The sequence below is a fragment of the Parasphingorhabdus flavimaris genome, from assembly GCF_013371215.1.
Lineage (GTDB): Bacteria > Pseudomonadota > Alphaproteobacteria > Sphingomonadales > Sphingomonadaceae > Parasphingorhabdus > Parasphingorhabdus flavimaris.
On the sequence record NZ_JABWMH010000001.1, the window covers coordinates 504,812 to 529,297 of the forward strand.

Below are 24,486 nucleotides of genomic sequence, written 5' to 3' on the forward strand. Positions count from 1 at the left end.
AACTTTTATTTTGGCTGGCGGATCAGGCCAGAGATGCGCGGATTGTCGACGATTGCGTCAGCATTGCGTTGATTTTTATCGCATTGGGCAAAGCGTAGCCGACGCGCTGACATATTGCCGAAAATCGCTATAATTCTGGTCGTGAACGGGCGAACACGGACGAAAAATTAATGTCCTACCGCTCGCTATCTGTGATAGTGGTAGCAAATGTACCGCATTCCGGCCTTTTTCGATTTCTCTCACTTTACCAGTGGTTTGAGTCGCTATTTGGGGGTGAAAGGGAAAGAGCGGACTGAATTTCTTAACCCTGTAAACTATGTAAAGTTCGTCAGATCATCGGCTCGTAAAATGAACGCAGACCGCCTGCTTCATCCAACGGCTGATTCGGGTCAATCCTGTCGGAGAGCTTCGTGATGCTGCCGTCGCTGCTCATTCTTGACGATTTTATTTCCGACCCCGTAGCGGCGCGCAACGCCGCTCTGGCTCTGGATTATGATCCCGAAAACAAACAGGGCAATTACCCCGGCCATATCTCGACCAAGCCGCTGGATATCCAGGGGTTGAATGACCGGATATCATCCATCATCAACGCATCGGTCAAGGCCGCGCCCAACACCAGCCATCTGCATTGTCGGGTGACGCTGAAAGGCGACAAGGGGCGCAGCGGCGTGCATATCGATCCGGCTTTCTATTCCGGAATACTCTATTTGTCGCTGCCCGAACATTGCAAGGGCGGGACCGACTTTTTCCGTCACAAGCGGACCGGTCTGGAGCGTGTTCCGACGGATATGCAGGGAATAATGAAAGCCGGTTATTCCGACATAAATGCGCTGATCGAGGATGTGGTCAACAAGGACACCAATCATCCGGCAAAATGGACAAAGGTGATGACCGTGCCGATGCGCTTCAATCGGCTGATCCTGTTCAGCCCGTGGATGTTTCACAACAGCGGGCCTGCGTTTGGCAAGACGCCGCAAGATGGCCGGTTGGTAAATCTGATGTTTTTTGCCAAAGATACATGATCGGTTAAAAGCAATTTCGCCCCAAGGAGAATTTCCCATGTACCGCACTCTCAAAACCTCATTCAGTCTCGCTTTGCTGGCGACCACATCGCTCGCCATGTCCGCTTGCTCCGAAAGCATAGCGCAAGAAACTGACCGCTTCGCCGCGGTGGAAATCAAGGCGGAGCCATTGGGCGAGGGTATCGCGGTGCTATTCGGGGCAGGGGGAAATATCGGGGTTTCCTATGGTCCGGACGGCACGGTGCTGATCGACGATCAATTCGCGCCGCTGACCCCCAAGATAGAAGCGGCAATCGCGGAGTTGGGCGCGGAGCCGGTCAAATATCTGATCAACACTCACTGGCATGGTGATCACAGCGGCGGAAACGAGAATTTCGGCAAGGCCGGCGCTCTGATCATGGCCCATGACCATGTCCGCGAACGGATGCTCGGTATCCAGAAGTCGGGACGCGGCAATGATCCCGCTTCGCCTGCCGAAGCACTGCCCACCGTGACCTATCACGATGGCCTGAAGCTTCACCTCAATGGCGACGAAGTGCAGGTCAGGCACATGAAGCATGGCCACACCGACGGCGACAGCATCATTTTCTGGAAAAAGGCCAATGTGCTGCACATGGGCGACTTGTTCTTCAACAAGATGAGTCTTCCCTTCATTGACCTGGGCAGCGGTGGTAATGTTCGCGGTGTGCTCGCAGCGGCCGAACAGGCACTCGCGATGGTCGATGACGAGACCAGGATCATTCCAGGTCACGGGCCAATGGCGACCAGGGCGGATCTGACAGCCTATCGCGACATGTTGAAGACGGTTATCGGCGCGGTGGAAAAGGCGCAGGGTGAAGGCAAGTCACTCGAAAAAGTGCAGGCGATGAAACCGGCTGCGCAATGGGACAATAATCCGGATGCGTTTGTCGGGGGAGATGCCTTTGTCGAAGCGGTTTACAAAAGCCTGCAAAAGCCGGTGCACGCCGAAGAGCAGCCTCACTAGCTAGAGTGTCGCGTTGTCGATTTCGTCGCGCAAGGAGGCGATCAACGGGGCAACTTTTGTGAGACGGGGTTCCTCTTCGTCGACGATCTGGTGGAAGATGGTTTTCTTGAAGCCCAGAATGGTCTCCTCACCAGGCCTTTTGGCAATGGGCAGGGTGGACAGCATGATGTCGATCATCCGGTCGGCGCCATGGAGGCGACCCCAGAGATAGTCATTTTCGCGGTAGCTGCGGCTGAAAAAGGCACCGAAATTGTTGAACTCGATGCCCTTTAGCGTCGCCGCTACGCCACCCTTGCGGATCGTCCTGGCATCTTCCGGCGAGATACGGTCAACCTTGATCGGATCGAATTCGTCGAGCCCTTCGCCCTGAAGCAGCGGCAGGGTTGCGATATCGTAGAAAGGAAAACCGAGGAAGGCGAGCAGCATTGACCGCTTTTCCGCCTTCGGGATCATCGCCAGTGCCGCCGCCAGTCTGGCATCGACAATCGCGTCGGCAGCGGTGAGGTCCCGGGCCTTGGCCAGTGCTGTCAGCATCGCCCCGGGCCGGATCTCCGCCTGTTCGGCCAGAACGATAAAATCGTCGCCGAGATAATCGATGGTCTCGCGCTCGAGATAAAGCGAAAGGCAGTCATAGATGACATCATGCATGCCTTCCATGGCCTCGGAATCGGCGAGATTGGCACGGTCGAGATCTTCTGCAAGCTGCCGCGCCATGAAGCGAAGTCGCCGCACCCGGAAACCCAGGTCATGCTGACGGAAAAACTCCGCTGCCAGCTTGGTCGGTCCGCCGCTCTTCTGTCCGACATTGTCGAGCCCGATACGGCGTATCTCGGCCCAGAGCGCATCGCGCAGACCGGGGTGGTTATGAGCATTGGGATCGGATTTCGCCCGGCGCACGGTATGAGCAATATCCTCGATCACCGTCGCCAGCTTGAGGTGGCCATAGGCGCTGTAGGAAAAACCGGAGAGCTTGGCAGCCTTGTCCCGCGACTTGCGACGCCAGGCGGCCACCCGCGCGGCTGTCGGACGGTCGAGGAAAAAGGTCCGGCCGAACAGGCTTTCGACATGCTGCTCGACCTCGCCCCGCAAATTCTCGGTAATCAGACGCATCTGCGTGATCCGGTTGGATCGTCCGGCAATGGCGTTGAGATTGTCGCGGATCGGCTGTTCCCGCGGAATGTTCGAGATGGCGCCGAAGATCGTCGAGAAGAAGCCGGGCAGTGCTTCGTTCTCTGCCTCCTGCACGGCTTGCAGGCGCTGCATCGCGCGATCGCTTTTCGCCACATCGAGATCGGGCCGTGGATCAATATAGACAAAGCGGCGATCGACCTCCCGCTTCGCAGGACGGTTCTTCAAGGCTTCGATCGCCTGCGCGAACGGCGCATTGGCGAGGACGGAGCCGTCGATCAATACTGTATCCTCTGCGGTTCCGGCGAGAAACTGGCTGGGCAAGATACGCTTCAGGAAGGCCGAACGTCCTTCCCAGACATAGCCGTGCTCTGCCAGAAGTCCGTCCAGCTCCCGCACCGTGAACGGAGGAAAAGCACCGGGAAAACTGGCGGTGGCGCGACCGGCAAAGGTCAGCGCTGCGGGGTCGGCAATCGCATCGTCTCGCTTACCTCTCGTAGAAAAGCCGATCGTGATGCGATGTTCCATCTCGAGCGCGTCCGGCGGGCTGTGGAGTTGCAGCTTTTCGGGATGGCCGACAAAATCTGTGACGGTCACAAACAGATCAAGCGGCTGGCCCGGAGGCAGCAGGCGCGGCCCGCGCTCGGTCGCCCGCACCGCCGCCAGCGCATCCCAGATCAGTCCGCTGAACACCTTGCCGCCAAAGGGCGGTGCGAACCAGCGCGCGCGGACGAAGCGCGAAAGCTTCATCTTGACCTCTTCGCGCGCTTCCTTCGACACCGTCTGTTCGACCGCGCCGCCTTTGCGGCCCAGCGCCATCCACGCAATCGGTTCGGCCCAGAATTTGGAAAAACGCGACAGCGGCCGTGCATCGGGGTCAAGCAATCTGTCGACATCGGCGGTGTCGAGCCACAAGTCGGTCAGCGGATCGAGCGACTGGCCGGACAATATCGCCTGCGACAGGAAAATGCCGTTGATCCCGCCAGCACTGGCACCGGAAATAATATCCGGCAGGATGCGCAGTCGCGTGCCCGTTTCCTGTTCGAGCCATTCCAATATGTCATAATAGATACCGCGGCTGCACTGGTCGACCCGCGCACCATCATGAAAATCCCGGCTCGCCTGCGCCAGTTTCCAGATTTCCTTGGTGATGCCGTGCATATAAATGGCCAGACTCACGCCGCCATAGCAGATCAAGGCAAGTCTGAGTTCTTTCTGCCGCATGGTTTTTAACTACAGGATGGCGGGGAGGGTGCAAGCGTCAATGCACTGGCTGGGGATTCCGGGGTACAGATGTTGCTTCCACTTTGTCGCAGTGCTGCTGAAAATCCCCTTTGCTGCATCAGCCTCGCACAGCCAAGTCCCTGCCAAGAACCGAGCGCGGTCTTGTCCCATCCGCACAATGGATAATGATCATGTTTCGAAGCGGTCTCCTCTGGCGCAATCCATTCTCGGCCCAAGGGGACGTGAGCCGGGTGGCCCGTCTGGAATTTTTGATTCAAAAGCACTGGCGTTCTTTCTTTGTTCTGATAGACAAGCCCCATGGCCAAACCGAAGAAAAAATATGTCTGTCAGAATTGCGGCTCGATCGCGCATCGCTGGGAAGGGCAATGCGGCGATTGCAGCGAGTGGAACACGCTGGTCGAGGAAGCGGGCGAAACGGTATTTGCGTCCAAGCATAATCTGCAGAGCGGCGGGCGCGAGGTGCGGCTGGTCGGGCTGGACAGCGAGATCGCGCTGCCGGACCGCAAAAAGACCGGTATCGACGAATTTGACCGCGCCGTCGGCGGTGGACTGGTGGCTGGTTCTGCCACGTTGATGGGCGGCGATCCGGGGATCGGCAAGTCGACGCTGCTCCTGCAGGTTTCTGCGCGACTGGCCGAGGCAGGACTTTCGGTAGCCTATATCTCGGGCGAGGAAGCGGCTGATCAGGTGCGATTGCGGGCGCGACGGCTGGGATTGGGCAAGGCCCCAGTCAAGCTGGCATCCGCGACTTCGGTGCGCGATATCCTGACCACGCTGGGACGCGATGCGCCGGATTTCGTCGTGATCGATTCGATCCAGACGATGCACAGCGATCTGATCGAGGGCGCGCCGGGAACGGTTAGCCAGGTCCGGGCCTCGGCGCAGGAAATCATAAAATTCGCCAAGGAACATGGCACGATGGTGATGCTCGTCGGTCATGTCACCAAGGACGGCAATATCGCCGGCCCGCGCGTGCTCGAACATATGGTCGACACGGTGATGAGCTTCGAGGGCGAGCGCAGCCATCAATATCGCATCCTTCGCTCGATCAAGAACCGCTTTGGCGGCACCGACGAAATCGGCGTTTTCGCGATGGAAGAAAAAGGTCTCACCGAAGTGGCCAATCCCTCCGCCCTGTTCCTGACCGACCGCAGCGAGGAAGTCACCGGAGCAACGGTCTTCCCGGCGATGGAAGGCACAAGGCCGGTTCTGGTCGAAATTCAGGCGCTCACCGTGCGGCTGGCAAGTGGCGCCACCCCGCGGCGGTCCGTGGTCGGATGGGACAGTTCACGGCTGGCAATGATCCTGGCGGTGCTGGAAGCGCGCTGCGGGCTCAGCTTCTCTGGCGCGGAGGTCTATCTCAATGTCGCCGGCGGCTATCGTCTTACCGACCCCGCCGCCGATCTGGCCGTAGCAGCGGCGCTGATCTCCGCCCATGCCGAACGGCCGATGCCCAGCGACGCCGTGATATTCGGGGAAATTGCGCTGTCCGGGGAAATCCGGCCGGTCTCGCGCACACCGCTGCGCCTGAAGGAAGCCTCCAAGCTGGGCTTCGACCGCGCGCTGATACCGGCGTCCGGCGAAAAAAGCAGCGACACGATGAAGAAACTGCAATTTGCCAAACTCGCCAATCTCGTTGACCATATGCTTGCTCGTGACTAGCTAGAGCCCATGACGGGTTTAGATATTTTTGTGCTCATTTTAATGGGCGGTGCTGCGGTCCTTGGCTTTCTCAGAGGCTTTGTTCAGGAAGCGCTTTCGCTGGGCGCCTGGATATTGGTCGTTATCGGTGTTCGGACGCTGCACGCTCCGATCAGTGACCGCCTGATCGAGCCGGTCGGGAGCGAAAGCGGCGCATCGGTGCTCGCTTTCGCATCGATAGCCATAGTGACCTATGCGCTGGGACGTTGGATCGCCAGATCAATCGGCGCCAGATCGCGCAAATCCATGCTTGGTCCGATCGACCGGGTGCTCGGTTTCGGTTTCGGGATGGTCAAGGGGCTGATTGGCGCGACCTTGCTCTATCTGATGGTGGTTCTGGTTTATGACAGCCTCTATGGTGCTGAAACCGCGAGACCGGAATGGCTTGAAGAATCGCGTACCTATCCGCTGCTCAACGCCAGTGGAAATGCAATGATCGACTTCGTCAAGGATCCGGGGCTGGCAATCGACGAGGCTGCGGAGGCCGGAGAATGAGCGAGCCTCTCTATACGCGTGACATATTGCGTCTCGCGGTCTCGATTCCGCATCAGCAACGACTTGAGCATCCGGACGGCAGCGCCGAGCAGCGGTCCAGGACTTGCGGCAGCGTGGTCACAGCCGATGTGGTTATCGCAGACGACGAGACGCTCGAACTTTTGGGTCTGACGATAAATGCCTGCGCGCTGGGTCAGGCCTCGGCAGCCATATTGGGCGCTGAAGCAATCGGCCGGACGGTAGGCGACATTGTTCGCGCTCGTTCCGGACTCGCAGATTTCTTCGAGGGAAAAGCCGATTTCCCGGGAGATTGGCAAAATATGGATAAACTGGCCGTTGCCAAAGACCATCGGGGCCGCCATGGCGCCATCCTGCTTCCTTATGACGCGCTGATCGCGGCCTTTGCAGATGCCGCCAAACGAAAGGCTGCCTGAATCATGGAAACAGAAACCCACATGGCCGATTTGCTGCTGGGCGGTTTCGTCATGCTCGGTGCGGCGCTGGTCATGGTGCTTGTTTTTCGCCGCTTCGGCATCGGTGCGGTACTCGGTTATCTGATCGCCGGCATATTGATCGGCCCGCAAGGGTTCGAGTTGATCAGCAACGCCGAAACGATCCTTGAATTTTCTGAAATCGGGATCATCCTTCTGCTTTTCATCGTCGGACTGGAACTGGCACCGGCGCGGCTGATGCGCTTGCGCCAGGCGATATTCGGACTTGGAATGAGCCAGGTCGTATTGTGCGGGATCGCGCTGTTCCTGCTGATCATGGCAACAACCAACTTCACGCTTGCCGCTTCAATTGCGATTGGCTTGCCATTGGCGCTTTCGTCGACGGCGCAGGTTCTTCCGATGCTGCAATCCTCCGGCCGGCTGAATACACCTACAGGGGAGAAGAGCTTCTCAATCCTGTTGTTCCAGGATTTATCCATCATCCCTCTGCTGACGATAATCGCTGCGCTATCGCGGGCGCCACAGGAGGATGGGGGGCAATCGGGGTGGCTGACCGCGGTTTATGCCGTTTTGGCCATCGGCGGTCTCATCCTGGCCGGCAAATATCTGCTCCAGCCCCTGCTGAAAGTGATCGGCAGAATTGCCGAACGAGAGCTGTTCATCGTTGCGGGGCTTGTGGCCGTATTCGGCAGCGCCGCGTTGATGGAGTTTATCGGACTGTCGCCAGCTCTGGGCGCCTTTCTTGCCGGTGTCATGCTGGCCAACTCTCCTTATCGGCACGAGCTGGAAGCGGATATCGATCCGTTCCGGTCGTTGTTGCTCGGTTTCTTCTTTCTAGCGGTCGGCATGATGCTGGACCTCGACGTCGTGATGGAGAATCCGCTGTTCATAATAGGCGCGGCTATTGCCCTGGTGACGGTCAAAATCGCGATCATTTTCGGGCTTGGCAAACTTTTCGGGATGGATACCAACCCGGCCCTGGCGATGGGGATGTTGCTGAGCCAAGGCGGAGAATTCGGTTTTGTGCTATTCTCCGAAGCCGAAAAAGCGCTCTTGATCGAACCCGAAGCGAGCAGTCTGTTCGGTGCGATCATTACAATCTCGATGGCGACCACGCCGTTTTTGATGCTGTTGGCGCGAAGGTTTAGCAACACTGCGAGCGCATCGTCAGCGGATCTTGATGATCCGGGCAATGCAGACCGCGCATCGGTGATTGTCGTCGGGCAGGGGCGCTTTGGCCAGACAGTCTCGCAGGTACTCATGGCTGCCAAAATCCCGCTGACGCTAATCGACATCAAGCCGGAACAAATTGACGTTCACCAGCAATTCGGGGCCAAGGTTTTCTACGGCGACGGCACGCGGGTGGATCTGTTGCGCCGGGCAGGAGCCCATGAAGCGGACGCTATTGTTTTCTGTATGGACGACAAGGAATTCGGTTCAGAACAGGTGCGCGCGATCATCCAGTCTTTCCCCGAGACCAAGATTTTCGTCCGGGTCTATGACCGCCGTCAGTTGATTGCGCTCAAGGGGCTCGGGATTGCCGGGATGAAACGGGAAATGTTTGAATCAGCGGTCCATCTTGCGCGGCAGACCATGTTTGCGATCGATTTGGACAGCAGTCTGATCGAAGAGGTGGACGAGGAATTTCGTCAGCGCGATTGTGACCGGCTGGAAGCGCAATTGAAATCCGGAGGCGACATGCTCGCCGGTGCCGAACTCAGATTTGAAAACAACCCTGCCAAGAAATTCTGACCTTCCCTTTGCAGGGCTTGGTCAGTCTGAATCTTCCAAGAACGCCGCAACATCCTGCAAATCAACGTCGTTAGCGAGATATGATTGGCCGATTCCCTTGGCAAGCAGGAAGGGCAGGGTGCCGCCGCTCATTTTCTTGTCGTGCATCATGTGGTCGACCAGTCTTTGTCCCGGTGCCCGTACCGATGCGGTCTCCAGGCTATAGGGCAGGCCGACTGATTTCAGATGCGCAGCGACGCGTTCGGCATCGGCAGCGTCGCAATGGCCGCGTCTTACAGAATAGGCAAAGGCAAGCGCCATCCCGGCCGCCACAGCTTCACCGTGCACGAGCTTGTCCGAAAAGCCTGTTTCGGCTTCGAGCGCGTGACCAAAAGTATGCCCGAGATTGAGCAGGGCACGGCGCCCGCTGAGCTCTTTCTCGTCCTCCGCGACGATCAGCGCCTTGGCACGCACGCTGTGGATGATCGCTTCGCTGAGCGCCTCTGGATCGCGGTTCAGCAGTTTGCCGCTATTGGCTTCACACCAGGTGAAGAAGTTCGCGTCATTGATCAATCCATATTTGACCACCTCGGCATAGCCGGCCCGCAATTCCCGGTCGGGCAGGCTGTTCAGGACCAGGGGGTCGATCAGCACAAATCGCGGCTGATAAAATTGTCCGATCAGGTTCTTTCCGGCGGTGCTGTTGATCGCGGTCTTGCCGCCGACGCTGCTGTCGACCTGGGCAAGCAGACTGGTGGGTATCTGGACAAATCCGCAACCCCGCTTGACGATCGATGCGGCAAATCCGGTCAGATCGCCGGTGACGCCGCCACCGAGCGCTACCAGTGTATCGGATCGCTCGACGCCTTGCGCGAGCAACCAGTCGGTAACGTCTTCCAGCTGGCGCCAGCTCTTGCTCGTCTCACCCGCAGGGAGGATTTTTACGACGGGTTCAATCCCGCTTCCGGCAAGGGCTTGCTGTAATTTGGGCAATATTTGCGGACCGACATTTTCATCCGTCAGGATGAATAGCCGCCGGTTGTTGGCGAATTTTTCGAGATATGTTGCTGCCTGCTCCAGTGCATCGGGCTGGACCAAGATCGGGTAGCTATGATCGTCTAGTTCAACGGTAATTTGGGTCAACGCTGCAGTGCCTTAATGATCTTGTCTACGGTTATCTCATGGGGCGAATCATTGCCCATGATGTGAATATGGGCGGTGGCGTAAACCGGATTCCGCTTGGCCGCCAGATCGGCCAGAATTGTCGCCGGGTCTCCGGATTTGAGCAATGGCCGGGTGTTGCGCCGGGAAACACGTTTTACCAAAGTATCGATATCAGCGTCCAGCCAGATCGCGACCGCTTTTTGCAGGATCAGCGCGCGGGTTTCCTCGTTCATGAACGCGCCGCCACCCGTGGCGATAACCTGCCGTTTGCCTTCAATCAGGCGGGCGATGACGCGCCGTTCCCCGTCCCGGAAATAGTCTTCGCCGAAGCGGTCGAATATTTCTTCGACCGTTAGGCCCGCCGCCTGTTCGATTTCCTCGTCGGCGTCCACAAAGCCTAGCCCAAGCTGTTTGGCCAGGCGCCGCCCCACGGTGGTTTTGCCCACGCCCATCAATCCGACGAGCACAATCGACTGGTCCGTCACGGAATCCGGTCTTTCACCGGAATTTCCTGCTGAATTGTCGAAAGAGGCTTTAATGTTTTTGTCCATTGGGGCAAAGGCTATACAGCGGTTGGCTACGGGTGCAATTTCCAATGCTGATTATGCTAGATTTTTAACCGTTCGAAAGATTGAACCACATCAATGCCGCGTCAGCTAGTCTATATAATTTTGTTTGTCGTGATCTTGATCGGTGCGGCTTTCTATCTGGCTTCGATGGATGTCGAACAGCCGCTGCAACCGGTTGAAAAACCTGTAATTGGTGATGATCTGCAATAAGATGCGAATGCGTATCAAGCATATTTCCTTTGCCGCTGTGAGTCTGGGCGCGCTTTTCGTAGCGCTGCCGGTCCTCGGGCAAAATTCGCCGGAGTCTCTCTTGCCTCCCGGGTTTGGCGATCCTGCTCCTGCTCCCAGTCCCGCACCGGTAGCCGCGCCAACGCCGGCCCCGGGACCGGTTTCCGCTCGGCCCGCGCCGTCTCAGTCAGGCGATTCGTCTGGCAGGACCGTCGAAGATCGCCCTGTTGCGGCAATCGACCCGGATTTGCCGTCGCTGACGCTCGACGAAAATGGGGAACTGGATCTTGATGCGCTGGATGATGCACTCCAGCCGCAATATCGTCTGACTGCCGGAGAGCGGCGGTCGATGTTGGAAATCGGGGTGTTGACGCCGGAACATAATGGCCTGGCGGTTGATGCTTTCGGCGAAGAAGGTGGTCAATATCTGACCAATCTGATCAGCAATCTCAATGGTCCGATCATCTCGCGCTGGGGTTCGATACTCCTCCGGCGCGCGTTGCTCAGCAAGGTAACGAGCCCCGAAAATATCAATCCGGCGGACTGGACCGCCGAACGTGCCTGGCGCTTGCTGTTGATGGGCGAGGCCGATGCCGCCCGTTTGCTGGTTCTGAAAGTCGACGGTGATAATTTCACACCACGCCTCTACGAAGTCGCGATGCAGGCGCATTTGGCAACCGCTGATCCGGCCGGTATCTGCCCGTTCGTCGATGGCGGCGCGCGCGTCAGCGAGGCCCCGACATGGATCATGTTTAGACCCATTTGTGCCTCTCTTTCAGGTGAGCAAAGCCGTGCGAGCAGTCTGCTCCGACAGGCGAGACGCGACAAAGCGGCCACCGGAATAGACTATTTGCTGGCGGAAAAAACGATTGGCGCCGGTTTTGAAGGTCGCCGTGCGGTGTCTATCCTTTGGGACGATATCGAATTTTTCAATAACTGGCGCTTTGGTTTGGGTGCGGCTACCGGCGTTGAACCCCCGGATCGTCTATACGCTCAAGCGGGACGACATGTGCAGGGGTGGCGCGCGCGTGCGCCGATGCTTTCGATGGACTCGCGGATGAAAGCGGCAGATACCGCGGCTGCCATGGGTGTATTCTCAAGTCAGGCGATGGTCGATCTCTATTCGGCAGCCTATGATGATCCCGAAGCGAGCGCTGACCGCAAGGCCCTGGCATCGACCTTGCGTCAAGCCTATACGAACGACACTGCGGAAACCCGCTTGGCGGCAATGCGCGATTTATGGGGTCGTTCCAGGGTCGCTCTGACGCGATATTCGGCCAAGATATTGACCGCTCGCGCGGCCGCTAAAATTCCACCCTCGGCTGCGCTTGGCGAACAGAGCGCGGACCTTATCGCTTCTATGCTGACCGCCGGTCTTGACCGCAGTGCGATGCGATGGACGGATATTGTCGATGAGGGCAGTGACGGCTGGGCTCTGTTGGCTGTGGCCTCGCCGAGCAAGAATATGCGGGTGTCGTCCGGTGCGCTCAGTGATTTTGGCGGCGATGACGCCAGCAAAGAGCAGTTGCGCAGCAAGTTTCTACTGGCAGCGATCGCCGGCTTGGGGCGGGCCGATCAACAGACTATTGATGATTTTGCCAGTGACCTGGAGGTTGACCTCGGCCGCTCCACCAGATGGACCAGAGCAATCCAGTCGGCCGCGCAGCGTGGCCAGTCTGGTACGGTGGCGTTGCTCGTCGCTGTCGGCATGCAAGGTCGCGACTGGCGCGCAATGTCACCATTGCACCTCTTTCATATCACGCAAAGCCTCAAGCGCGTTGGGCTGGAGCCGGAAGCACGGATGATTGCAGCGGAAGCCTTGTCGCGGACATAGGCTTTGCATCGCAGGCTGTGAGGGCTATTCGTGCGCGATATGAGTGATGATGCCAATCTGATCGAGCGTTTCCTTGAAATGCTCGTCGCCGAGACCGGCGCTTCCCGGAACACGCTATCGGCTTATCGGACCGATCTGGAACAGGCGTCCGCAATCTTGGGCGGTAGATTGTCCGTCGCGGATCAGGAGATGGTCAAAAAACTACCTGCTGCTTGGCGTAATTTGCAGAATAGTACAGTTGCTCGCAAGTCCTCCAGTCTGAGGCGTTTCTTTGGATTTCTCATTGAAGAAGGCTTTCGGGAGAATGATCCTTCGAATGCACTGCCCCGTCCGGGCATGGTCCGTTCGCTGCCAAAGACCCTGTCGCACGGCCAAATTGAAAATCTGTTCCGGGTCATTGCCGAAGGCTTGGACTCCGAACCGGTCAAACCTGCGATCCTCCGGCTTTCCGCCATCATGGAGCTGCTCTACGGATCGGGTCTCCGGGCGAGCGAACTGGTGAGCTTGCAACGTTCGGCACTGTCCGGCGACAAGCCGTTCTTGATCATCAGGGGAAAAGGTGAAAGGGAACGGCTGGTCCCGATTTCACAACAGGCGCGTGACGCTGTCCGCCGCTGGATGGATCATGTCGATCCCAGGGAAACATGGCTGTTTCCCTCGCGAAAGAGCCACATAAGCCGGATCAGGCTATATCAGATCGTCAAGGAACTTGCGGTCACGGCCGGTATTCATCCGGAGCATATCAGCCCCCATGTCTTGCGTCATGCTTTTGCCACCCATCTTCTGGAGGGAGGGGCTGATCTGAGAGCGCTGCAAACCCTGCTGGGGCATAGCGACATAAGCACGACCCAGATCTATACGCATATCGACAGCGCCCGTCTGGTTGAGCTGGTAAATAATCGCCATCCCCTGAGCCAACGCAATCTCGCGCGTTGACGTTTCGCCTGTCCGGTTCTAACTCTTTTTCATGACATCTTATCTCGATTTTGAAAAACCGATCGCGGCGCTGGAATCTCGTATTCTCGAGCTTAGAGACACTGCTGACGAAGGCTCGCTGGATATTGCAGCGGAAATTGAAAAGCTGCAGGCCAAGTCGGCAAAAATGTTGGCTGATACCTACGGGAAATTGACTCCCTGGCAAAAAACGCAAGTCGCCCGGCATCCCGAACGCCCGCACTTCAAGGATTTCATCGCCGGCCTGTTCGACGAGTTTATACCGCTAGGTGGCGACCGCAATTTTGGCGATGACCAGGCCATTATTGGCGGCTTTGCCCGAATGGGCGACCGCCGGATGGTGGTTATCGGTCACGAGAAGGGTGACGATACACAAAGCCGTTTGCGGCACAATTTCGGCATGGGAAAGCCTGAGGGCTACCGCAAGGCAATTCGCCTGATGGATATGGCCGACCGGTTTTCGCTTCCTGTATTGACCTTGGTCGATACATCGGGAGCTTTTCCCGGCGTGTCCGCGGAAGAACGGGGACAGGCCGAAGCAATCGCCCGGTCGACAGAAAAATGTCTTTCGCTTGGCGTTCCGATGGTCGCCATAATAGTCGGGGAAGGCGGTTCGGGCGGCGCTGTCGCTTTGGCTGCGGCAGAACGTGTTTTGATGTTCGAACATGCGGTATATTCGGTCATCTCACCGGAAGGATGCGCTTCGATTCTTTGGCGCACGGGCGACAAGGCCGACGTTGCCGCGGATGCCATGCAGATAACCGCTCAAAACCTCGAAAAACTGGGCGTGATCGACCGGATAGTAACTGAGCCCGTTGGCGGCGCACACCGCGACCAGAGTCTGGCTATCGCGACCCTCGGTGTGGCGATTCAGGAAGAATTTGCGGCGCTCGAAAAGTTGGATCGCGAGGCGTTGAGAAGATTGCGCCGTGAAAAGTTTCTGCAAATCGGGTCGCTTTAAACCGGAAAAGCTGGATTTTGTATTGGCTGAACCGCGGGCTGAAGCGGTCGAAACGTCATTTTACAGGTGGAACCCTTTACCGATTGAACCGTTCTTATACATTGCGACAAAGAGGAGCTTGATATGAGACAATTTTCGACACGACTGACGACACGATTCATGAGTGCTGCTGGCGTTATCGCCTTGGTGGCATGCACCGGAACCGGCGCGGGGGCCGGTGCCGTTGATTCGGCCGGAAGCCAGTCGGGCGAAGCCCGTTCCATATCGGCAGCGGAAAAGCAGAAAGGGGCGGAGGCCCATCCGCAATTGCTCGAGGAGTTTGGCGGTGCTTATACCGGTCCTCAAGTCGGTTATGTCGTGGAAGTGGGCCAGAATATTGCGGTCCAATCGGGACTGGGAAACGCCCGTAGCGACTTTACCGTCACGCTCCTGAACAGTCCGGCGAATAACGCTTTTGCCATCCCCGGCGGCTATGTCTATCTCACGCGGCAATTAATGGCGTTGATGAATGACGAGGCGGAGATGGCCGGTGTTTTGGGCCATGAAGTCGGTCACGTTGCGGCAAGGCATAGCGAAAAACGGCAAAAGACAGCGACACGCAACAGTATTATCGGCCTGCTGGGTCAAATCGGGTCTCAGGTTCTGCTCGGTGATTCTGCGTTCGGACGGATCGGACAGGAGGTTTTCGGGACCGGCAGCCAGCTGCTGACGCTCAAATATTCTCGAAAGCAGGAATATGAAGCCGATGATCTGGGCATCCGCTATCTCGCTTCTGCGGGCTACGATCCCCAGGCGCTTTCATCGATGTTATCTTCCTTGGCCGCGCAGTCGGCAATCGACGTGCGAGCAGCAGGCCGTGACGCCCGCAGCACTCCGGAGTGGGCGAGCACCCATCCAGATCCCGCACGCAGGGTGTCGCGGGCCGCGACCAATGCTCGCAAGCTCGCCCAGCCGGACGGGGTGCGTAATCGGGACCGGTTCCTGCAGAGGCTGGATGGAATCCTATATGGTGATGATCCCAAGCAAGGCGTGATCGAAGGAAATAGCTTCCTGCATCCTGATCTGAAACTCAAATTCAGCGTTCCCAATGGTTTCGCCATGCAGAACGGCGCGCGCGCCGTCGCGATCAGCGGTTCCAGCGGGCAGGGGCAGTTCACGACCGCAGCCTATAACGGCAACATGACTTCCTATATCGATGCGGCTTTCCAGAGCCTGGCGGGAACCGGAAAGTCGATCACTCGTGGCGCTGTTGAACGGACGACGGTCAACGGAATACCGGCATCTTATGCGACGGCGCGGGTGGAAAGCAACAATGGCCAGGTTGACGTGACCGTCTTTGCCTATGAATTTTCGAAAAGCAGCGCTTTTCATTTCGCAACGATAACGCCGGCAGGCAGCGCGTCCGTGTTTTCGCCAATGTACCAGAGTATCACCAGGCTTTCGTCGGCAGAAGCGGCTGCGATCAAACCGCGCAAGGTCGACGTCGTAACCGTGAAAAGCGGCGACACGATTTCGAGCCTGTCGTCGCGAATGGCCTACACAGCCTATCAGCAAGATCGCTTTCTGGTGCTCAACCGTTTGAGCGCGACGGATCGGTTGCAGGCGGGTCAGAAGGTGAAAGTCGTTACCTATTGATTGTTACGGGCACAAAAAAAGACGGCAGCCGTTAGGCTGCCGTCTCGTTTCTAGCTAACCGCTGTTGCGATTAACCAGCCATTTCGCCTTCAACTTCGTTGAACGTGTCAGCGAGCGTGTTGCCCAGCGAACCCATTGCAACGATGGCTGCAACAGCGATCAGAGCAGCGATCAGGCCATATTCAATGGCGGTAGCGCCTTCTTCGTTCTTGAACATTTTACGTACGATTTTCATGTCTGGTCTCCTAGATTTGACAAACTTCACTTACCCAATTGAATATTTTTATATCCAATATTCAAGAGCCTAGAGTAGAAACCTTACCAAATACTTAAGTGCGTCGCTTTTTTATGAAACGTTAGTTACCTCATCGGCAACATCGTTCCACATACCTATGGTAACCTCGGAAACACCGTTAATCGCAACCAGTGCGGATATCGCGATGAGAGCCAATACCAAACCATATTCAACAGCCGTCGCACCTGATTCAGAGAGGCATAATTTTTTGATATAAGCAATCATGTCTCTCTCCACGGATAAAGTTCTGCTAAGTCGTGAACAAGACCGGTTTCACAGAAATGGATTAACAAAATCCTTACATCGCATAAAAAAATGGAAAAAAACCCGACATATCTGTTTGTCGCGGCTGCTGCACTCGTTGACGAAAAGGGCAGAATTCTGGTCCAGAAACGGCCGGAAGGCAAGCCGATGGCCGGTCTCTGGGAATTTCCTGGGGGCAAGGTCGAATCGGGGGAAACGCCGGAAATTGCTCTGATTCGCGAGTTGCGCGAAGAATTGAATATCAGTGTCGAACCGCAGGATATCGAGCCGCTGGCCTTTGCCAGCGAGCCATTGGCAGAGAAGCATCTGATCCTTCTTCTATATATATGCCGCAGGTGGACAGGGCAGGTAGAAAGCCCCGAAGCGCTCGATTTGCAATGGCTGCCCGTGACCGAGATCGATGGGCTTCCGATGCCTCCAGCGGACGGCCCGCTGGTTCAGATGCTGTCAAACCACCTTCTTGCTCCGGCTTAATTCTCCGTCTTCTTCCCCGGGTCTCCGGAAAGCGTCGTCTTCAGAGAGACCTGACCACTACCGCGTCGCGCTGGCTTCGGTTGGTCGGGATGAGGGGCCCAGGCGCAAAGATATATTAAAGTGACCGTCTCAGAGAATTTTCCGCTCGCTTCGGCTTGTGCTGAAAACAGGTTCTGCATGCGATTATAGACTTTCCGTCCGATGGCCGAATGGTTGCTGGCCATGATATTGCTGCCCCCGACATCCCTGATATCCGAGAGCAGCCGCCCGAGACTGGAATAGTTCAACTGCAAGTTGTCGCTGTCCGCTACCGGGATGGTAAGCCCGACACGCGACAGCAGATCACCCGCTGTCCGCACATCGACCTGGGGATGAATATGTGCGGATACCTTGTCACCCTCGGCTTCCATGATCAGGGATTTGAGGGATGGAAAACTCTCCGCACCGATCATCGCCGCCAACAACAATCCATCCGGAACCAATATCCGCCGGCACAGCACTAGCGCACCGGGCAAGTCGTTGACCGTGTCCAGCGAGCCAATATTGATGATCAGGTCGAAGCTGTGATCAGCGAAAGGCAAACGATCATCATCGCATATTACACCGCCCAGTGCCGTGGCAGCCCGCGCGCTGGAGTCCGCAAAAAAAACTTTCATCCCGCGTCTTTGCAGTTCTTGTCCCAGCCTGCCGGCAGCGATTCCGATTATCAGCGCTCGCCGGAATGTGCGTTTGACGACATCAAGGCGCTCCAGAATTTCCTCAAACATGATCTGTGAAAGGAAATCATCGCCACCCGCCCGTGTATAAGCGCGATCACGGACAATGCGTCTTTTGCTGCGGTCAAAAACTTCCGCGATATTGACTGTATCGGTCATGGGCCTTGCGGCTTTAGGAGCGCTCGACAAAAAGATCAAATGCCGTTGCCAACCATATTCCGGCCCCTGATCGATTTCGCCTTGCCGCCAAGATGTCCTGTCTGCGGAGTGACGGTTGAGGCGGACAACCGCTTCTGCCTGTCCTGCTGGCAGCGACTGGATTTTCTGGCTGAGCCGTGGTGCGCGGCTTGCGGCGTCCCGCTTGCCTTCGATGGCCCGGAAGACAGCCTTTGCGTTGCCTGCCTGACCAATCCGCCGGTTCACGACGGGGTGAGGGCGGTGGTGCGCTATGATGACCGGAGTTCGCTGATTGCAATGCGATTGAAATATGGCACCCGTCTGGGGCTCGCCAGACTGATTGCCGAACATCTGCAGAAATTTACCGGAGAATATTCCGGCGACGCGATCATCGTCCCGGTACCGCTTCACCGGTCACGCTTATGGAGTCGCGGGTTCAACCAGTCGGTGCTGATCGGGAGGGAGCTCTCTCGACGCTCCGGCATCAAGATGGACCATGATGTCATTCGCCGCTGCAAGGCCACCCCTCCGCTGCGAGGGATGACTGGCAAGCAGCGGGGACGAACCGTCGCAGCCGCCTTTGCGCTTGGCGCCGCTGCAGAATCAGTTCTGGCCGGCAAGTCGGTCCTGTTGGTCGATGACGTCTATACGAGTGGATCGACGAGCGGTGCTTGCGCCCGGCTGCTCAAAAAGGCCGGGGCGAAACAAGTTCTCGTTTTCTGCTGGGCCCGGGTTATAAGCGATGCTGAAAGTGGCAGGCTTCCAGTACCGCCCGGGATTGCTTGAATTCCGTACGCCGGGAGCCCATTTGCAGACTGAGGGTAGAAAGAGCTTAATATGTCGAAGATTGAAATATATACAAAATTCACCTGCGGCTTCTGCTTTCGGGCCAAGGCGCTGCTTGAGGGCAAGGACGTCAGTTTCGAGGAAACCGACATCACCATGGGTGGTGCGAAGCGTGAGGAAATGATCCAGCGATCCGGTGGTCGGACAACGGTTCCCCAGATATTCATCAACGACCGTCATATCGGCGGATCGGATGATCTTGCCGCACTGGACCGCTCCGGTGAACTTGATGCACTTCTGGCAGGCTGACCGATCTTGAAAGTCGCGGTAGCCCAGATGTGCAGCGGGATTGACCCGGATCAAAATGCCAGGCAGCTCGCTTCGCTGATCGCAGAAGCTGCCGCCGGAGGCGCAGAGATCATCTTTACGCCAGAGATGACCGGATTGCTGGACAGGGACCGGTCCCGCGCGGCTGCAGCGATCCGGGGTGAAGCGGATGACCTGGTTCTGTCCGCTGCCCGCTCCGAAGCAAGGGACGCGCGGATATGGGTGCAGCTGGGCTCGCTTGCTGTGAAGGATCTCGAACGGTCAGGGGATAAATGGGTCAATCGCTCCTATCTGATTGCTCCCGATGGCGAAATCGCCGCCCGATATGACAAAATTCATCTGTTCGATGTGGACCTCGGTCCCGATGACTCTGCGCGAGAATCTTCGGCCTATGCGGGCGGGCGGCAAGCTGTCGTGGCAGCGATCCCCGGCGCGACGCTGGGGATGTCGATTTGCTATGATGTCCGGTTTTCGGGGCTGTACGAAGCCTTGACCAATGCCGGTGCCGACCTGCTGTCCATTCCCGCAGCGTTCACTGTGCCGACCGGAAAAGCCCACTGGGAAATATTGCTGCGCGCACGTGCGATAGAGGCTGGGGCCTTCGTCGTCGCGGCGGCGCAATCCGGGCGGCATGAAGACGGTCGCACGACTCATGGGCATTCGATGGTCATCGATCCCTGGGGCAAGGTCTTGCTCTATATGGGCGAGGGGACCGGGCTTGGTTTCTGTGAGCTGGATTTGAAGCAGGTGCAGGAGGTGCGCTCCCGCATCCCTGCTGTCGCCAATCGGAAGAAATTCGCTCTGCCGGTGCATCCGGCATGATCGTCTTCGATCTGATGTGCGCCGACCAGGGGCATCGCTTCGAGGGCTGGTTCGGATCCTCCAGGGATTATGAAGACCAGCAGAATCGCGGGTTGCTGGATTGTCCTGTCTGCGGGAGCGCAAATGTCGGCAAGGCCGCAATGGCGCCGAATGTGGGTCGAAAAGGCAACCAGCTGCCGGCCTTTGCGAAACCGGCCGAAGACCAGTCTGGGACCAAGGCTCCGACGCCGGTGAGCAACAAGGCGCCCGTTCCCGCCGAATATCGGCAAATCATTGGCGAACTGGCCAAGGCGCAGGAAAAGCTTCTCGCCAGTTCCGAGTGGGTGGGTGACAAGTTCGCCGATCGCGCACGCGATATCCATTATGGCGAAGCGGACGAAAAAGCCATCCACGGGACCGCGTCAAAGGAAGAGGTCGCCGAATTGGTCGAAGAAGGAATCGCGGCACTGCCTCTGCCGTTGCCGGTTTTACCTCCCGATTCCAAAAATTGATTCTGGCATGCTCCTGCCAATGTGGCTAGACCCGCAACCACAACGCGCCCGTAGCTCAGTCGGATAGAGCATCAGATTCCTAATCTGGGGGCCACAGGTTCGAATCCTGTCGGGCGCACCATTCCTTTTTCACCATCCCAAAAGCTACCTAAGACCTTGAAAGGTATAGAAGTTTGGGGTGTTCGAAGTCCTCCATTTCTACTGTATTTAAGCCTACCAGAAAAGGCTAGTTTAAGGACATTCCTCTGGTCGGAAAATGTACCATTAGTCCATATTTTATAAGGGTTTGCGAGGAATGTGAGGGCGTGTTCGAACATTTCGTCAAAGCCCCTTACGGGCTTGCCGAGTTTTTCGATCTTTTCGGCTAGCAGAAGCTTTTCACTTTCCAATGCAGTGATACGCTTTTCTATTTGCTCACTGACAATGGCGTTGTCGGTGTCGAGCATCTTATCGACCAATTTGGTCATATTGCCCTCCAGTCGCGTCAGATCGCCCTTGAGACGTATTGCACGTTCTTGATTGCCAACGGCCATATGCTCCCACAAATCACGAAACATCTTTGAGGCGATGGTGAACAGGTTCTGGGTTGGCTGTAGCTGAGCCAGCAGTCCTTCAAATTCACCTTCTAGCTGATCGCGAGCTATCGATTTACGATAGCTGTCACAGTCTTTGTTGAAACAGAGGTAATAGGGGTAGCGCTTGTTCTTACCTTTGCTCCAGCAGGCAGTTAGCGGTTTATCGCAGTCGCCACAATCGACTGCACCGCGCAATACAAAATCTTCATGCAGATCGATTCTATTTTGAACGCGATCGCCTCCGCCTAGGCGATTCTGTATTTGGAGAAAGGTTTCCCAAGAAATTAATCCCTGATGTTTGCCTTCACGCATCGATATACCCCACGCAGGGGCTTCAATCATGCCTGCATAGATGGGTTGCTTCAAAAGGATGCTTGCGCGCTCATGGGTGACGCCGCCTTTACCGTTCTTTGGGAACTCTGGCTGTGCTTCCAAAAATTGTCTGACCTCGCCTTGTGTGGCAAAGCGGCCAGAGGCAAATCCCTCCAGCGCTTCTTGAACAATCGAGGCCATAGGCTCGTCTCTTACCAACTCTTTGCCGTGACCCTTGATGTATTTATAGCCAAGGGGCGGCCTCGCATTCACATAGTAGCCGTTTGTCAGACGCGCTTTCATACGGTTGATGGTTTGCTCTCTGTTCTTTTGGGCAAAATGTTGCGCGGAGCTTGCCAGCACATTTTCCAGAAACTGGGAATCGGAATCATCGCCAAAGACAACCGAGGGGCTTTCCAATATCCCGCCAGCTTGCGCGAGTTCGTCACGAAGCTCAATATGAGCCTTCAAACCGCGCGCTAGTCGAGAGATATCATCAATCAGGACAATATGCGGATTGGTTTTATGTTGCTTCAGGAAAGACAGCATCGCGTCCATGCCTGGACGGCGCGCCTTGCTACCTGTCATGTCATCGGTGAACATCGCGACCACTTCATAGCCGCGAGAAGTTGCATAGGCTCGGCAGCGTACCGCCTGCGATTCAATACCGCCGCCTTCCTTCACCTGCTTTCGGGAAGAAACACGCGCATAGATAATCGCAACTTTGGGTTGCCCTTCACTCATAGTCATAGCTTTCGTTGTCATCTTCCAACTCTAGCAGATCAGCAGGAGCATTTGCACAATTTTGAAACTCTTCGATGAGCTTATTCACAGGCTCCATGCCGTAGCCCAGCAGAACAAATGATTTCATGATTTGGAACAATATCTCGACGAGCTCTTGTTTTTGCGATTCCGTCAGACCTTCATCGTCAATTTCGCTCAAATAGTCGGAGGGCAACGGCTCTTTGCCTGCTGAAATCCCCAGATCGTCTCTTTCCATGCCAATCGCTCCCATGCTCGCACTCCCAGGCAAACGCGGTAGCTTGAACCGACTTTCGGTCATGCAGGTTCCGCGTCACTAATATCTGGTACGACGCACAGCAGCGCATTTTCGAGGGAACAAGTAAGAAACGGATGTCCTTCATAGTGGCAACCAGCCATATAAATGGCCGCCACAATTAGGCATCTGACATCCTTCGCAATTGAGCACGGAGGCTGGCTTCAATGTCCAACCTTGTCCGTTTTTCCCCACATTCTGTTCCACGCTAATTGAGCGAAACAGGCTGTTTTTACAAAGCCGTGTATTACTTTAGTAAAACACCTTAAGGTTAAGGAAATCTTAAAGGATTGCATTTTCTCAATTATTGAGAGCATGGAGTGCATCCGCAATCTATAGGCATGGAAGCATCTAAGAAAGATTGAAGAGATATTTCTGAATGATCGCGATGTCCGATCTTACGTGCGCCTTTTCAGCTTCATTCTCGGTAGCGTTCAGCCTTGCGAGATAGTTTGCAAGCAGAGCTGCCAAGTCAGATTTTGATAAATTTGCTAATGATGCATCGTTGAAATGTTCGTACATATCGACCTCCTATGGAGACCGCTCCTATCGCGGCCTTTTGTAAGACCGACTTCAGGAAACTGGAAATGCGATGCACCGATTGTTCCGGTCGCAACGAATGTGAAGAACCCGATAGGGTTGAACCTGCCTTTTTAGATTTCCGCAAAAAGACTACGAAAAGAGCCGCCAAGGGGCGATGATCTACTAGAAGCGAACATATCGTCAGATTTGGTGCCTCAGATCACCTCATGAATTTATTTCATAAAAACTCAAATGTTCACCTTGTGTTCTAATTTAAGTATGTTATTCTGGGAAAAATTGTGACATTGTGTCAAAAATATTCCCAGCGAGGTAACATGCAAGACCTATCAACTATTTCCGATTTCGCAATGCTACGTGAAAGAGCTGGACTCACTATAGACGAAGCGGCCAAAATTATTGGCAAATCAGACCGCACGGTCAGGCGTTATGAAACAAAGAATAGCACCTACGCGCCCCAACTAGCTGTAAATGCATTGAGAGATATCGCGGCCGCTCGCTCCAGAAAAATTTATGAGCGCGACCGGTCATTCCGGTTTGTCGATCTGTTTGCCGGGATCGGAGGCCTACGCATTCCATTTCAGGAAATTGGCGGACAATGTGTTTTTACTGCCGAATGGGACAGGTTTTCACACCAAACTTATTCTGCCAATTTTGCTGAAGATGAGGAGCATATTTTTGCAGGAGATATTCGCCCATATGCAGATAACCCCGGACTGGTACCCCGCCATGATGTCCTTTTAGCTGGATTTCCATGCCAGCCATTTTCCATTGCTGGTGTTTCAAAAAAGAACTCGCTTGGAAGACCGCACGGATTTTTGTGTGATACACAAGGAACTCTCTTTTATGACCTTGCCAAAATAATAAAGTTTCACGAGCCGTCTGTATTTCTTCTTGAGAATGTCAAAAACTTGGAGCGTCATGACGGAGGCAAGACCTTTGCGACGATCATGCATATTCTAGAGAAAGAGTTAGGATATGAAGTCCACAAGCGGGTCATAAGCTCAGAGCATTGGGTTCCCCAAAAGCGCGAGCGCATTTTCATTGTTGGTTTCAGGAAAGGCTCGACTTTCAATTTCGATGATCTTGTCATTCCGGAGCGGAAACCTGTTTTGGGCGATATTCTGGAAAATCAGGTTGACGAAAAATATACCCTTACCGAAAATCTTTGGAAATATCTGAAGGGTTACAAGGAAAAGCATCGCAAGGCAGGCAACGGATTTGGTTATTCCCTTTTTGGGCCAGAAGATACCGCCAGAACACTTTCTGCCAGATATTACAAGGATGGCTCGGAAATTCTAATTCACCAGGAAAGTAACCGTCCCAGAAGGCTAACACCTTCCGAGTGTGCTAGGCTTATGGGGTTTGATGAGTTTAATTCATCAAACTGGATAATCCCTGTGTCTGATACACAAGCTTACCGGCAATTTGGAAATGCAGTAGTCGTTCCTGTGGTTCGAGCTGTTGCAGAAATTATGGAGCCACATATACACGAGGCTGTCGCATCTCTTGAAACATCCAGAAAAGCAAACGGTTAAAAGCCTCT

26 protein-coding genes and 1 tRNA gene are annotated in these 24,486 nt (G+C 55.7%); 18 read left to right on the forward strand and 9 right to left on the reverse strand.

The features are described from left to right. Positions 1-413 precede the first annotated feature (413 nt). The gene (locus HUO14_RS02385; protein WP_176278737.1) at positions 414-1,022 is read left to right on the forward strand and encodes a DUF6445 family protein; all 609 of its coding nucleotides are present in this window, start codon (positions 414-416) and stop codon (positions 1,020-1,022) included. A 37-nt stretch (positions 1,023-1,059) separates the two neighbouring features. Beyond that, complete coding sequence (locus tag HUO14_RS02390; RefSeq protein WP_176278276.1) at positions 1,060-2,007, forward strand: MBL fold metallo-hydrolase; 948 nt, start codon at positions 1,060-1,062, stop codon at positions 2,005-2,007. Here HUO14_RS02390 and HUO14_RS02395 read toward each other — a convergent pair whose 3' ends face one another. Next, the gene (locus HUO14_RS02395; RefSeq protein WP_176278277.1) at positions 2,008-4,359 is read right to left on the reverse strand and encodes a patatin-like protein; all 2,352 of its coding nucleotides are present in this window, start codon (positions 4,357-4,359) and stop codon (positions 2,008-2,010) included. A gap of 318 nt (positions 4,360-4,677) precedes the next feature. On the opposite strand from HUO14_RS02395, the gene radA reads away from it, so the two are divergent. Genes radA through HUO14_RS02415 form a run of 4 tightly spaced genes read left to right on the forward strand, consistent with a single transcriptional unit; the run spans position 4,678 to position 8,780 of the window. Beyond that, a complete protein-coding gene (radA, locus tag HUO14_RS02400) occupies positions 4,678-6,042 on the forward strand; it encodes a DNA repair protein RadA (protein WP_176278278.1) in 1,365 nt (454 codons plus the stop codon). Positions 6,043-6,051: 9 nt separating this feature from the next. Further along, the gene (locus HUO14_RS02405) at positions 6,052-6,576 is read left to right on the forward strand and encodes a CvpA family protein (protein ID WP_176278279.1); all 525 of its coding nucleotides are present in this window, start codon (positions 6,052-6,054) and stop codon (positions 6,574-6,576) included. Then, on the forward strand, positions 6,573-7,010 hold the full coding sequence (locus HUO14_RS02410; RefSeq protein ID WP_176278280.1) for an iron-sulfur cluster assembly scaffold protein: 438 nt from the start codon (positions 6,573-6,575) through the stop codon (positions 7,008-7,010). Before HUO14_RS02405 ends, HUO14_RS02410 begins: the two co-directional genes overlap by 4 nt. A gap of 3 nt (positions 7,011-7,013) precedes the next feature. Then, positions 7,014-8,780 (forward strand): monovalent cation:proton antiporter-2 (CPA2) family protein, encoded by a 1,767-nt coding sequence (locus HUO14_RS02415; RefSeq protein WP_176278281.1) that lies wholly within the window; start codon positions 7,014-7,016, stop codon positions 8,778-8,780. Positions 8,781-8,801: 21 nt separating this feature from the next. Here HUO14_RS02415 and aroB read toward each other — a convergent pair whose 3' ends face one another. Next, on the reverse strand, positions 8,802-9,902 hold the full coding sequence (aroB, locus tag HUO14_RS02420) for a 3-dehydroquinate synthase (protein ID WP_176278282.1): 1,101 nt from the start codon (positions 9,900-9,902) through the stop codon (positions 8,802-8,804). Continuing rightward, the gene (locus HUO14_RS02425; RefSeq protein ID WP_343046040.1) at positions 9,899-10,408 is read right to left on the reverse strand and encodes a shikimate kinase; all 510 of its coding nucleotides are present in this window, start codon (positions 10,406-10,408) and stop codon (positions 9,899-9,901) included. The genes aroB and HUO14_RS02425 overlap by 4 nt, the downstream gene beginning before the upstream one ends. 159 nt (positions 10,409-10,567) lie before the next feature. On the opposite strand from HUO14_RS02425, the gene HUO14_RS16370 reads away from it, so the two are divergent. The 5 genes from HUO14_RS16370 (at position 10,568) to HUO14_RS02445 (ending at position 16,104) form a co-directional block, all read left to right on the forward strand. Further along, the gene (locus HUO14_RS16370) at positions 10,568-10,702 is read left to right on the forward strand and encodes a hypothetical protein (RefSeq protein WP_281365372.1); all 135 of its coding nucleotides are present in this window, start codon (positions 10,568-10,570) and stop codon (positions 10,700-10,702) included. Between the two features lie 7 nt (positions 10,703-10,709). Next, complete coding sequence (locus HUO14_RS02430; RefSeq protein WP_246255169.1) at positions 10,710-12,554, forward strand: hypothetical protein; 1,845 nt, start codon at positions 10,710-10,712, stop codon at positions 12,552-12,554. A 39-nt stretch (positions 12,555-12,593) separates the two neighbouring features. After that, positions 12,594-13,490: a tyrosine recombinase gene (locus HUO14_RS02435; RefSeq protein WP_176278285.1), complete on the forward strand. Its 897-nt coding sequence runs from the start codon at positions 12,594-12,596 to the stop codon at positions 13,488-13,490. 31 nt (positions 13,491-13,521) lie between these two features. Then, entirely contained in the window at positions 13,522-14,469 is a 948-nt protein-coding gene (locus HUO14_RS02440; RefSeq protein ID WP_176278286.1) for an acetyl-CoA carboxylase carboxyltransferase subunit alpha, read from the forward strand. Between the two features lie 159 nt (positions 14,470-14,628). After that, positions 14,629-16,104 (forward strand): M48 family metalloprotease, encoded by a 1,476-nt coding sequence (locus HUO14_RS02445; protein WP_425500474.1) that lies wholly within the window; start codon positions 14,629-14,631, stop codon positions 16,102-16,104. Positions 16,105-16,174: 70 nt separating this feature from the next. Here the strand turns inward: HUO14_RS02445 and HUO14_RS02450 are convergent, their stop codons facing one another. After that, positions 16,175-16,339 carry a Flp family type IVb pilin gene (locus HUO14_RS02450; protein WP_176278288.1) on the reverse strand — a complete coding sequence of 55 codons (165 nt, stop codon included), beginning with the start codon at positions 16,337-16,339 and terminating at the stop codon, positions 16,175-16,177. Between the two features lie 111 nt (positions 16,340-16,450). Next, positions 16,451-16,624 (reverse strand): Flp family type IVb pilin, encoded by a 174-nt coding sequence (locus tag HUO14_RS02455; protein WP_176278289.1) that lies wholly within the window; start codon positions 16,622-16,624, stop codon positions 16,451-16,453. 90 nt (positions 16,625-16,714) lie between these two features. On the opposite strand from HUO14_RS02455, the gene HUO14_RS02460 reads away from it, so the two are divergent. Then, positions 16,715-17,137, forward strand: coding sequence for a (deoxy)nucleoside triphosphate pyrophosphohydrolase (locus HUO14_RS02460; protein WP_176278290.1), 423 nt, complete (start codon positions 16,715-16,717; stop codon positions 17,135-17,137). On the opposite strand, the gene HUO14_RS02465 is transcribed toward HUO14_RS02460, so the two are convergent. After that, the gene (locus tag HUO14_RS02465) at positions 17,134-18,012 is read right to left on the reverse strand and encodes a class I SAM-dependent methyltransferase (RefSeq protein ID WP_176278291.1); all 879 of its coding nucleotides are present in this window, start codon (positions 18,010-18,012) and stop codon (positions 17,134-17,136) included. The two genes, HUO14_RS02460 and HUO14_RS02465, sit on opposite strands and share 4 nt — an antisense overlap. 39 nt (positions 18,013-18,051) lie before the next feature. Here HUO14_RS02465 and HUO14_RS02470 point away from each other — a divergent pair, with 39 nt between their 5' ends. The 5 genes from HUO14_RS02470 (at position 18,052) to HUO14_RS02490 (ending at position 20,577) form a co-directional block, all read left to right on the forward strand. Then, complete coding sequence (locus HUO14_RS02470; protein ID WP_176278292.1) at positions 18,052-18,816, forward strand: ComF family protein; 765 nt, start codon at positions 18,052-18,054, stop codon at positions 18,814-18,816. A 51-nt stretch (positions 18,817-18,867) separates the two neighbouring features. After that, the gene (gene grxC / locus HUO14_RS02475; protein ID WP_176278293.1) at positions 18,868-19,125 is read left to right on the forward strand and encodes a glutaredoxin 3; all 258 of its coding nucleotides are present in this window, start codon (positions 18,868-18,870) and stop codon (positions 19,123-19,125) included. Positions 19,126-19,131: 6 nt separating this feature from the next. Continuing rightward, positions 19,132-19,965 carry a carbon-nitrogen hydrolase family protein gene (locus tag HUO14_RS02480; RefSeq protein ID WP_176278294.1) on the forward strand — a complete coding sequence of 278 codons (834 nt, stop codon included), beginning with the start codon at positions 19,132-19,134 and terminating at the stop codon, positions 19,963-19,965. Then, complete coding sequence (locus tag HUO14_RS02485; RefSeq protein ID WP_176278295.1) at positions 19,962-20,456, forward strand: DUF1178 family protein; 495 nt, start codon at positions 19,962-19,964, stop codon at positions 20,454-20,456. Before HUO14_RS02480 ends, HUO14_RS02485 begins: the two co-directional genes overlap by 4 nt. Positions 20,457-20,500: 44 nt before the next feature. After that, a tRNA-Arg gene (locus tag HUO14_RS02490) sits at positions 20,501-20,577 on the forward strand. Here HUO14_RS02490 and HUO14_RS16525 read toward each other — a convergent pair. The 3 genes from HUO14_RS16525 to HUO14_RS02505 all read right to left on the reverse strand — a co-directional run bounded on the left by HUO14_RS16525 (position 20,528) and on the right by HUO14_RS02505 (position 22,922). Further along, positions 20,528-22,108 (reverse strand): recombinase family protein, encoded by a 1,581-nt coding sequence (locus tag HUO14_RS16525; protein WP_217907916.1) that lies wholly within the window; start codon positions 22,106-22,108, stop codon positions 20,528-20,530. The genes HUO14_RS02490 and HUO14_RS16525 overlap by 50 nt on opposite strands. After that, on the reverse strand, positions 22,080-22,406 hold the full coding sequence (locus HUO14_RS02500; protein ID WP_176278296.1) for a hypothetical protein: 327 nt from the start codon (positions 22,404-22,406) through the stop codon (positions 22,080-22,082). Before HUO14_RS02500 ends, HUO14_RS16525 begins: the two co-directional genes overlap by 29 nt. Positions 22,407-22,751: 345 nt before the next feature. Further along, a complete protein-coding gene (locus tag HUO14_RS02505; RefSeq protein WP_176278297.1) occupies positions 22,752-22,922 on the reverse strand; it encodes a hypothetical protein in 171 nt (56 codons plus the stop codon). Between the two features lie 335 nt (positions 22,923-23,257). Here HUO14_RS02505 and dcm point away from each other — a divergent pair, with 335 nt between their 5' ends. Further along, positions 23,258-24,478, forward strand: a complete 1,221-nt coding sequence (gene dcm / locus HUO14_RS02510; RefSeq protein WP_176278298.1) for a DNA (cytosine-5-)-methyltransferase — start codon at positions 23,258-23,260, stop codon at positions 24,476-24,478. Positions 24,479-24,486: the final 8 nt, after the last annotated feature.

Excerpts from the sequence above, each read along its gene's own strand:
- HUO14_RS02460 (WP_176278290.1), top strand. The coding sequence starts at position 16,715 with ATGGAAAAAAACCCGACATATCTGTTTGTCGCGGCTGCTGCACTCGTT.
- HUO14_RS02505 (WP_176278297.1), bottom strand. The coding sequence starts at position 22,922 with ATGTACGAACATTTCAACGATGCATCATTAGCAAATTTATCAAAATCT.
- HUO14_RS16525 (WP_217907916.1), bottom strand. The coding sequence starts at position 22,108 with ATGACAACGAAAGCTATGACTATGAGTGAAGGGCAACCCAAAGTTGCG.
- dcm (WP_176278298.1), top strand. The coding sequence starts at position 23,258 with ATGCAAGACCTATCAACTATTTCCGATTTCGCAATGCTACGTGAAAGA.
- HUO14_RS02405 (WP_176278279.1), top strand. The coding sequence starts at position 6,052 with ATGACGGGTTTAGATATTTTTGTGCTCATTTTAATGGGCGGTGCTGCG.
- HUO14_RS02385 (WP_176278737.1), top strand. The coding sequence starts at position 414 with ATGCTGCCGTCGCTGCTCATTCTTGACGATTTTATTTCCGACCCCGTA.
- HUO14_RS02450 (WP_176278288.1), bottom strand. The coding sequence starts at position 16,339 with ATGAAAATCGTACGTAAAATGTTCAAGAACGAAGAAGGCGCTACCGCC.
- HUO14_RS02455 (WP_176278289.1), bottom strand. The coding sequence starts at position 16,624 with ATGATTGCTTATATCAAAAAATTATGCCTCTCTGAATCAGGTGCGACG.
- HUO14_RS02415 (WP_176278281.1), top strand. The coding sequence starts at position 7,014 with ATGGAAACAGAAACCCACATGGCCGATTTGCTGCTGGGCGGTTTCGTC.
- radA (WP_176278278.1), top strand. The coding sequence starts at position 4,678 with ATGGCCAAACCGAAGAAAAAATATGTCTGTCAGAATTGCGGCTCGATC.
- HUO14_RS02465 (WP_176278291.1), bottom strand. The coding sequence starts at position 18,012 with ATGACCGATACAGTCAATATCGCGGAAGTTTTTGACCGCAGCAAAAGA.
- HUO14_RS02395 (WP_176278277.1), bottom strand. The coding sequence starts at position 4,359 with ATGCGGCAGAAAGAACTCAGACTTGCCTTGATCTGCTATGGCGGCGTG.
- grxC (WP_176278293.1), top strand. The coding sequence starts at position 18,868 with ATGTCGAAGATTGAAATATATACAAAATTCACCTGCGGCTTCTGCTTT.
- HUO14_RS02435 (WP_176278285.1), top strand. The coding sequence starts at position 12,594 with ATGAGTGATGATGCCAATCTGATCGAGCGTTTCCTTGAAATGCTCGTC.
- HUO14_RS02485 (WP_176278295.1), top strand. The coding sequence starts at position 19,962 with ATGATCGTCTTCGATCTGATGTGCGCCGACCAGGGGCATCGCTTCGAG.
- HUO14_RS16370 (WP_281365372.1), top strand. The coding sequence starts at position 10,568 with ATGCCGCGTCAGCTAGTCTATATAATTTTGTTTGTCGTGATCTTGATC.
- HUO14_RS02445 (WP_425500474.1), top strand. The coding sequence starts at position 14,629 with ATGAGTGCTGCTGGCGTTATCGCCTTGGTGGCATGCACCGGAACCGGC.
- HUO14_RS02410 (WP_176278280.1), top strand. The coding sequence starts at position 6,573 with ATGAGCGAGCCTCTCTATACGCGTGACATATTGCGTCTCGCGGTCTCG.
- HUO14_RS02470 (WP_176278292.1), top strand. The coding sequence starts at position 18,052 with ATGCCGTTGCCAACCATATTCCGGCCCCTGATCGATTTCGCCTTGCCG.
- HUO14_RS02430 (WP_246255169.1), top strand. The coding sequence starts at position 10,710 with ATGCGTATCAAGCATATTTCCTTTGCCGCTGTGAGTCTGGGCGCGCTT.
- HUO14_RS02440 (WP_176278286.1), top strand. The coding sequence starts at position 13,522 with ATGACATCTTATCTCGATTTTGAAAAACCGATCGCGGCGCTGGAATCT.
- HUO14_RS02500 (WP_176278296.1), bottom strand. The coding sequence starts at position 22,406 with ATGACCGAAAGTCGGTTCAAGCTACCGCGTTTGCCTGGGAGTGCGAGC.
- HUO14_RS02390 (WP_176278276.1), top strand. The coding sequence starts at position 1,060 with ATGTACCGCACTCTCAAAACCTCATTCAGTCTCGCTTTGCTGGCGACC.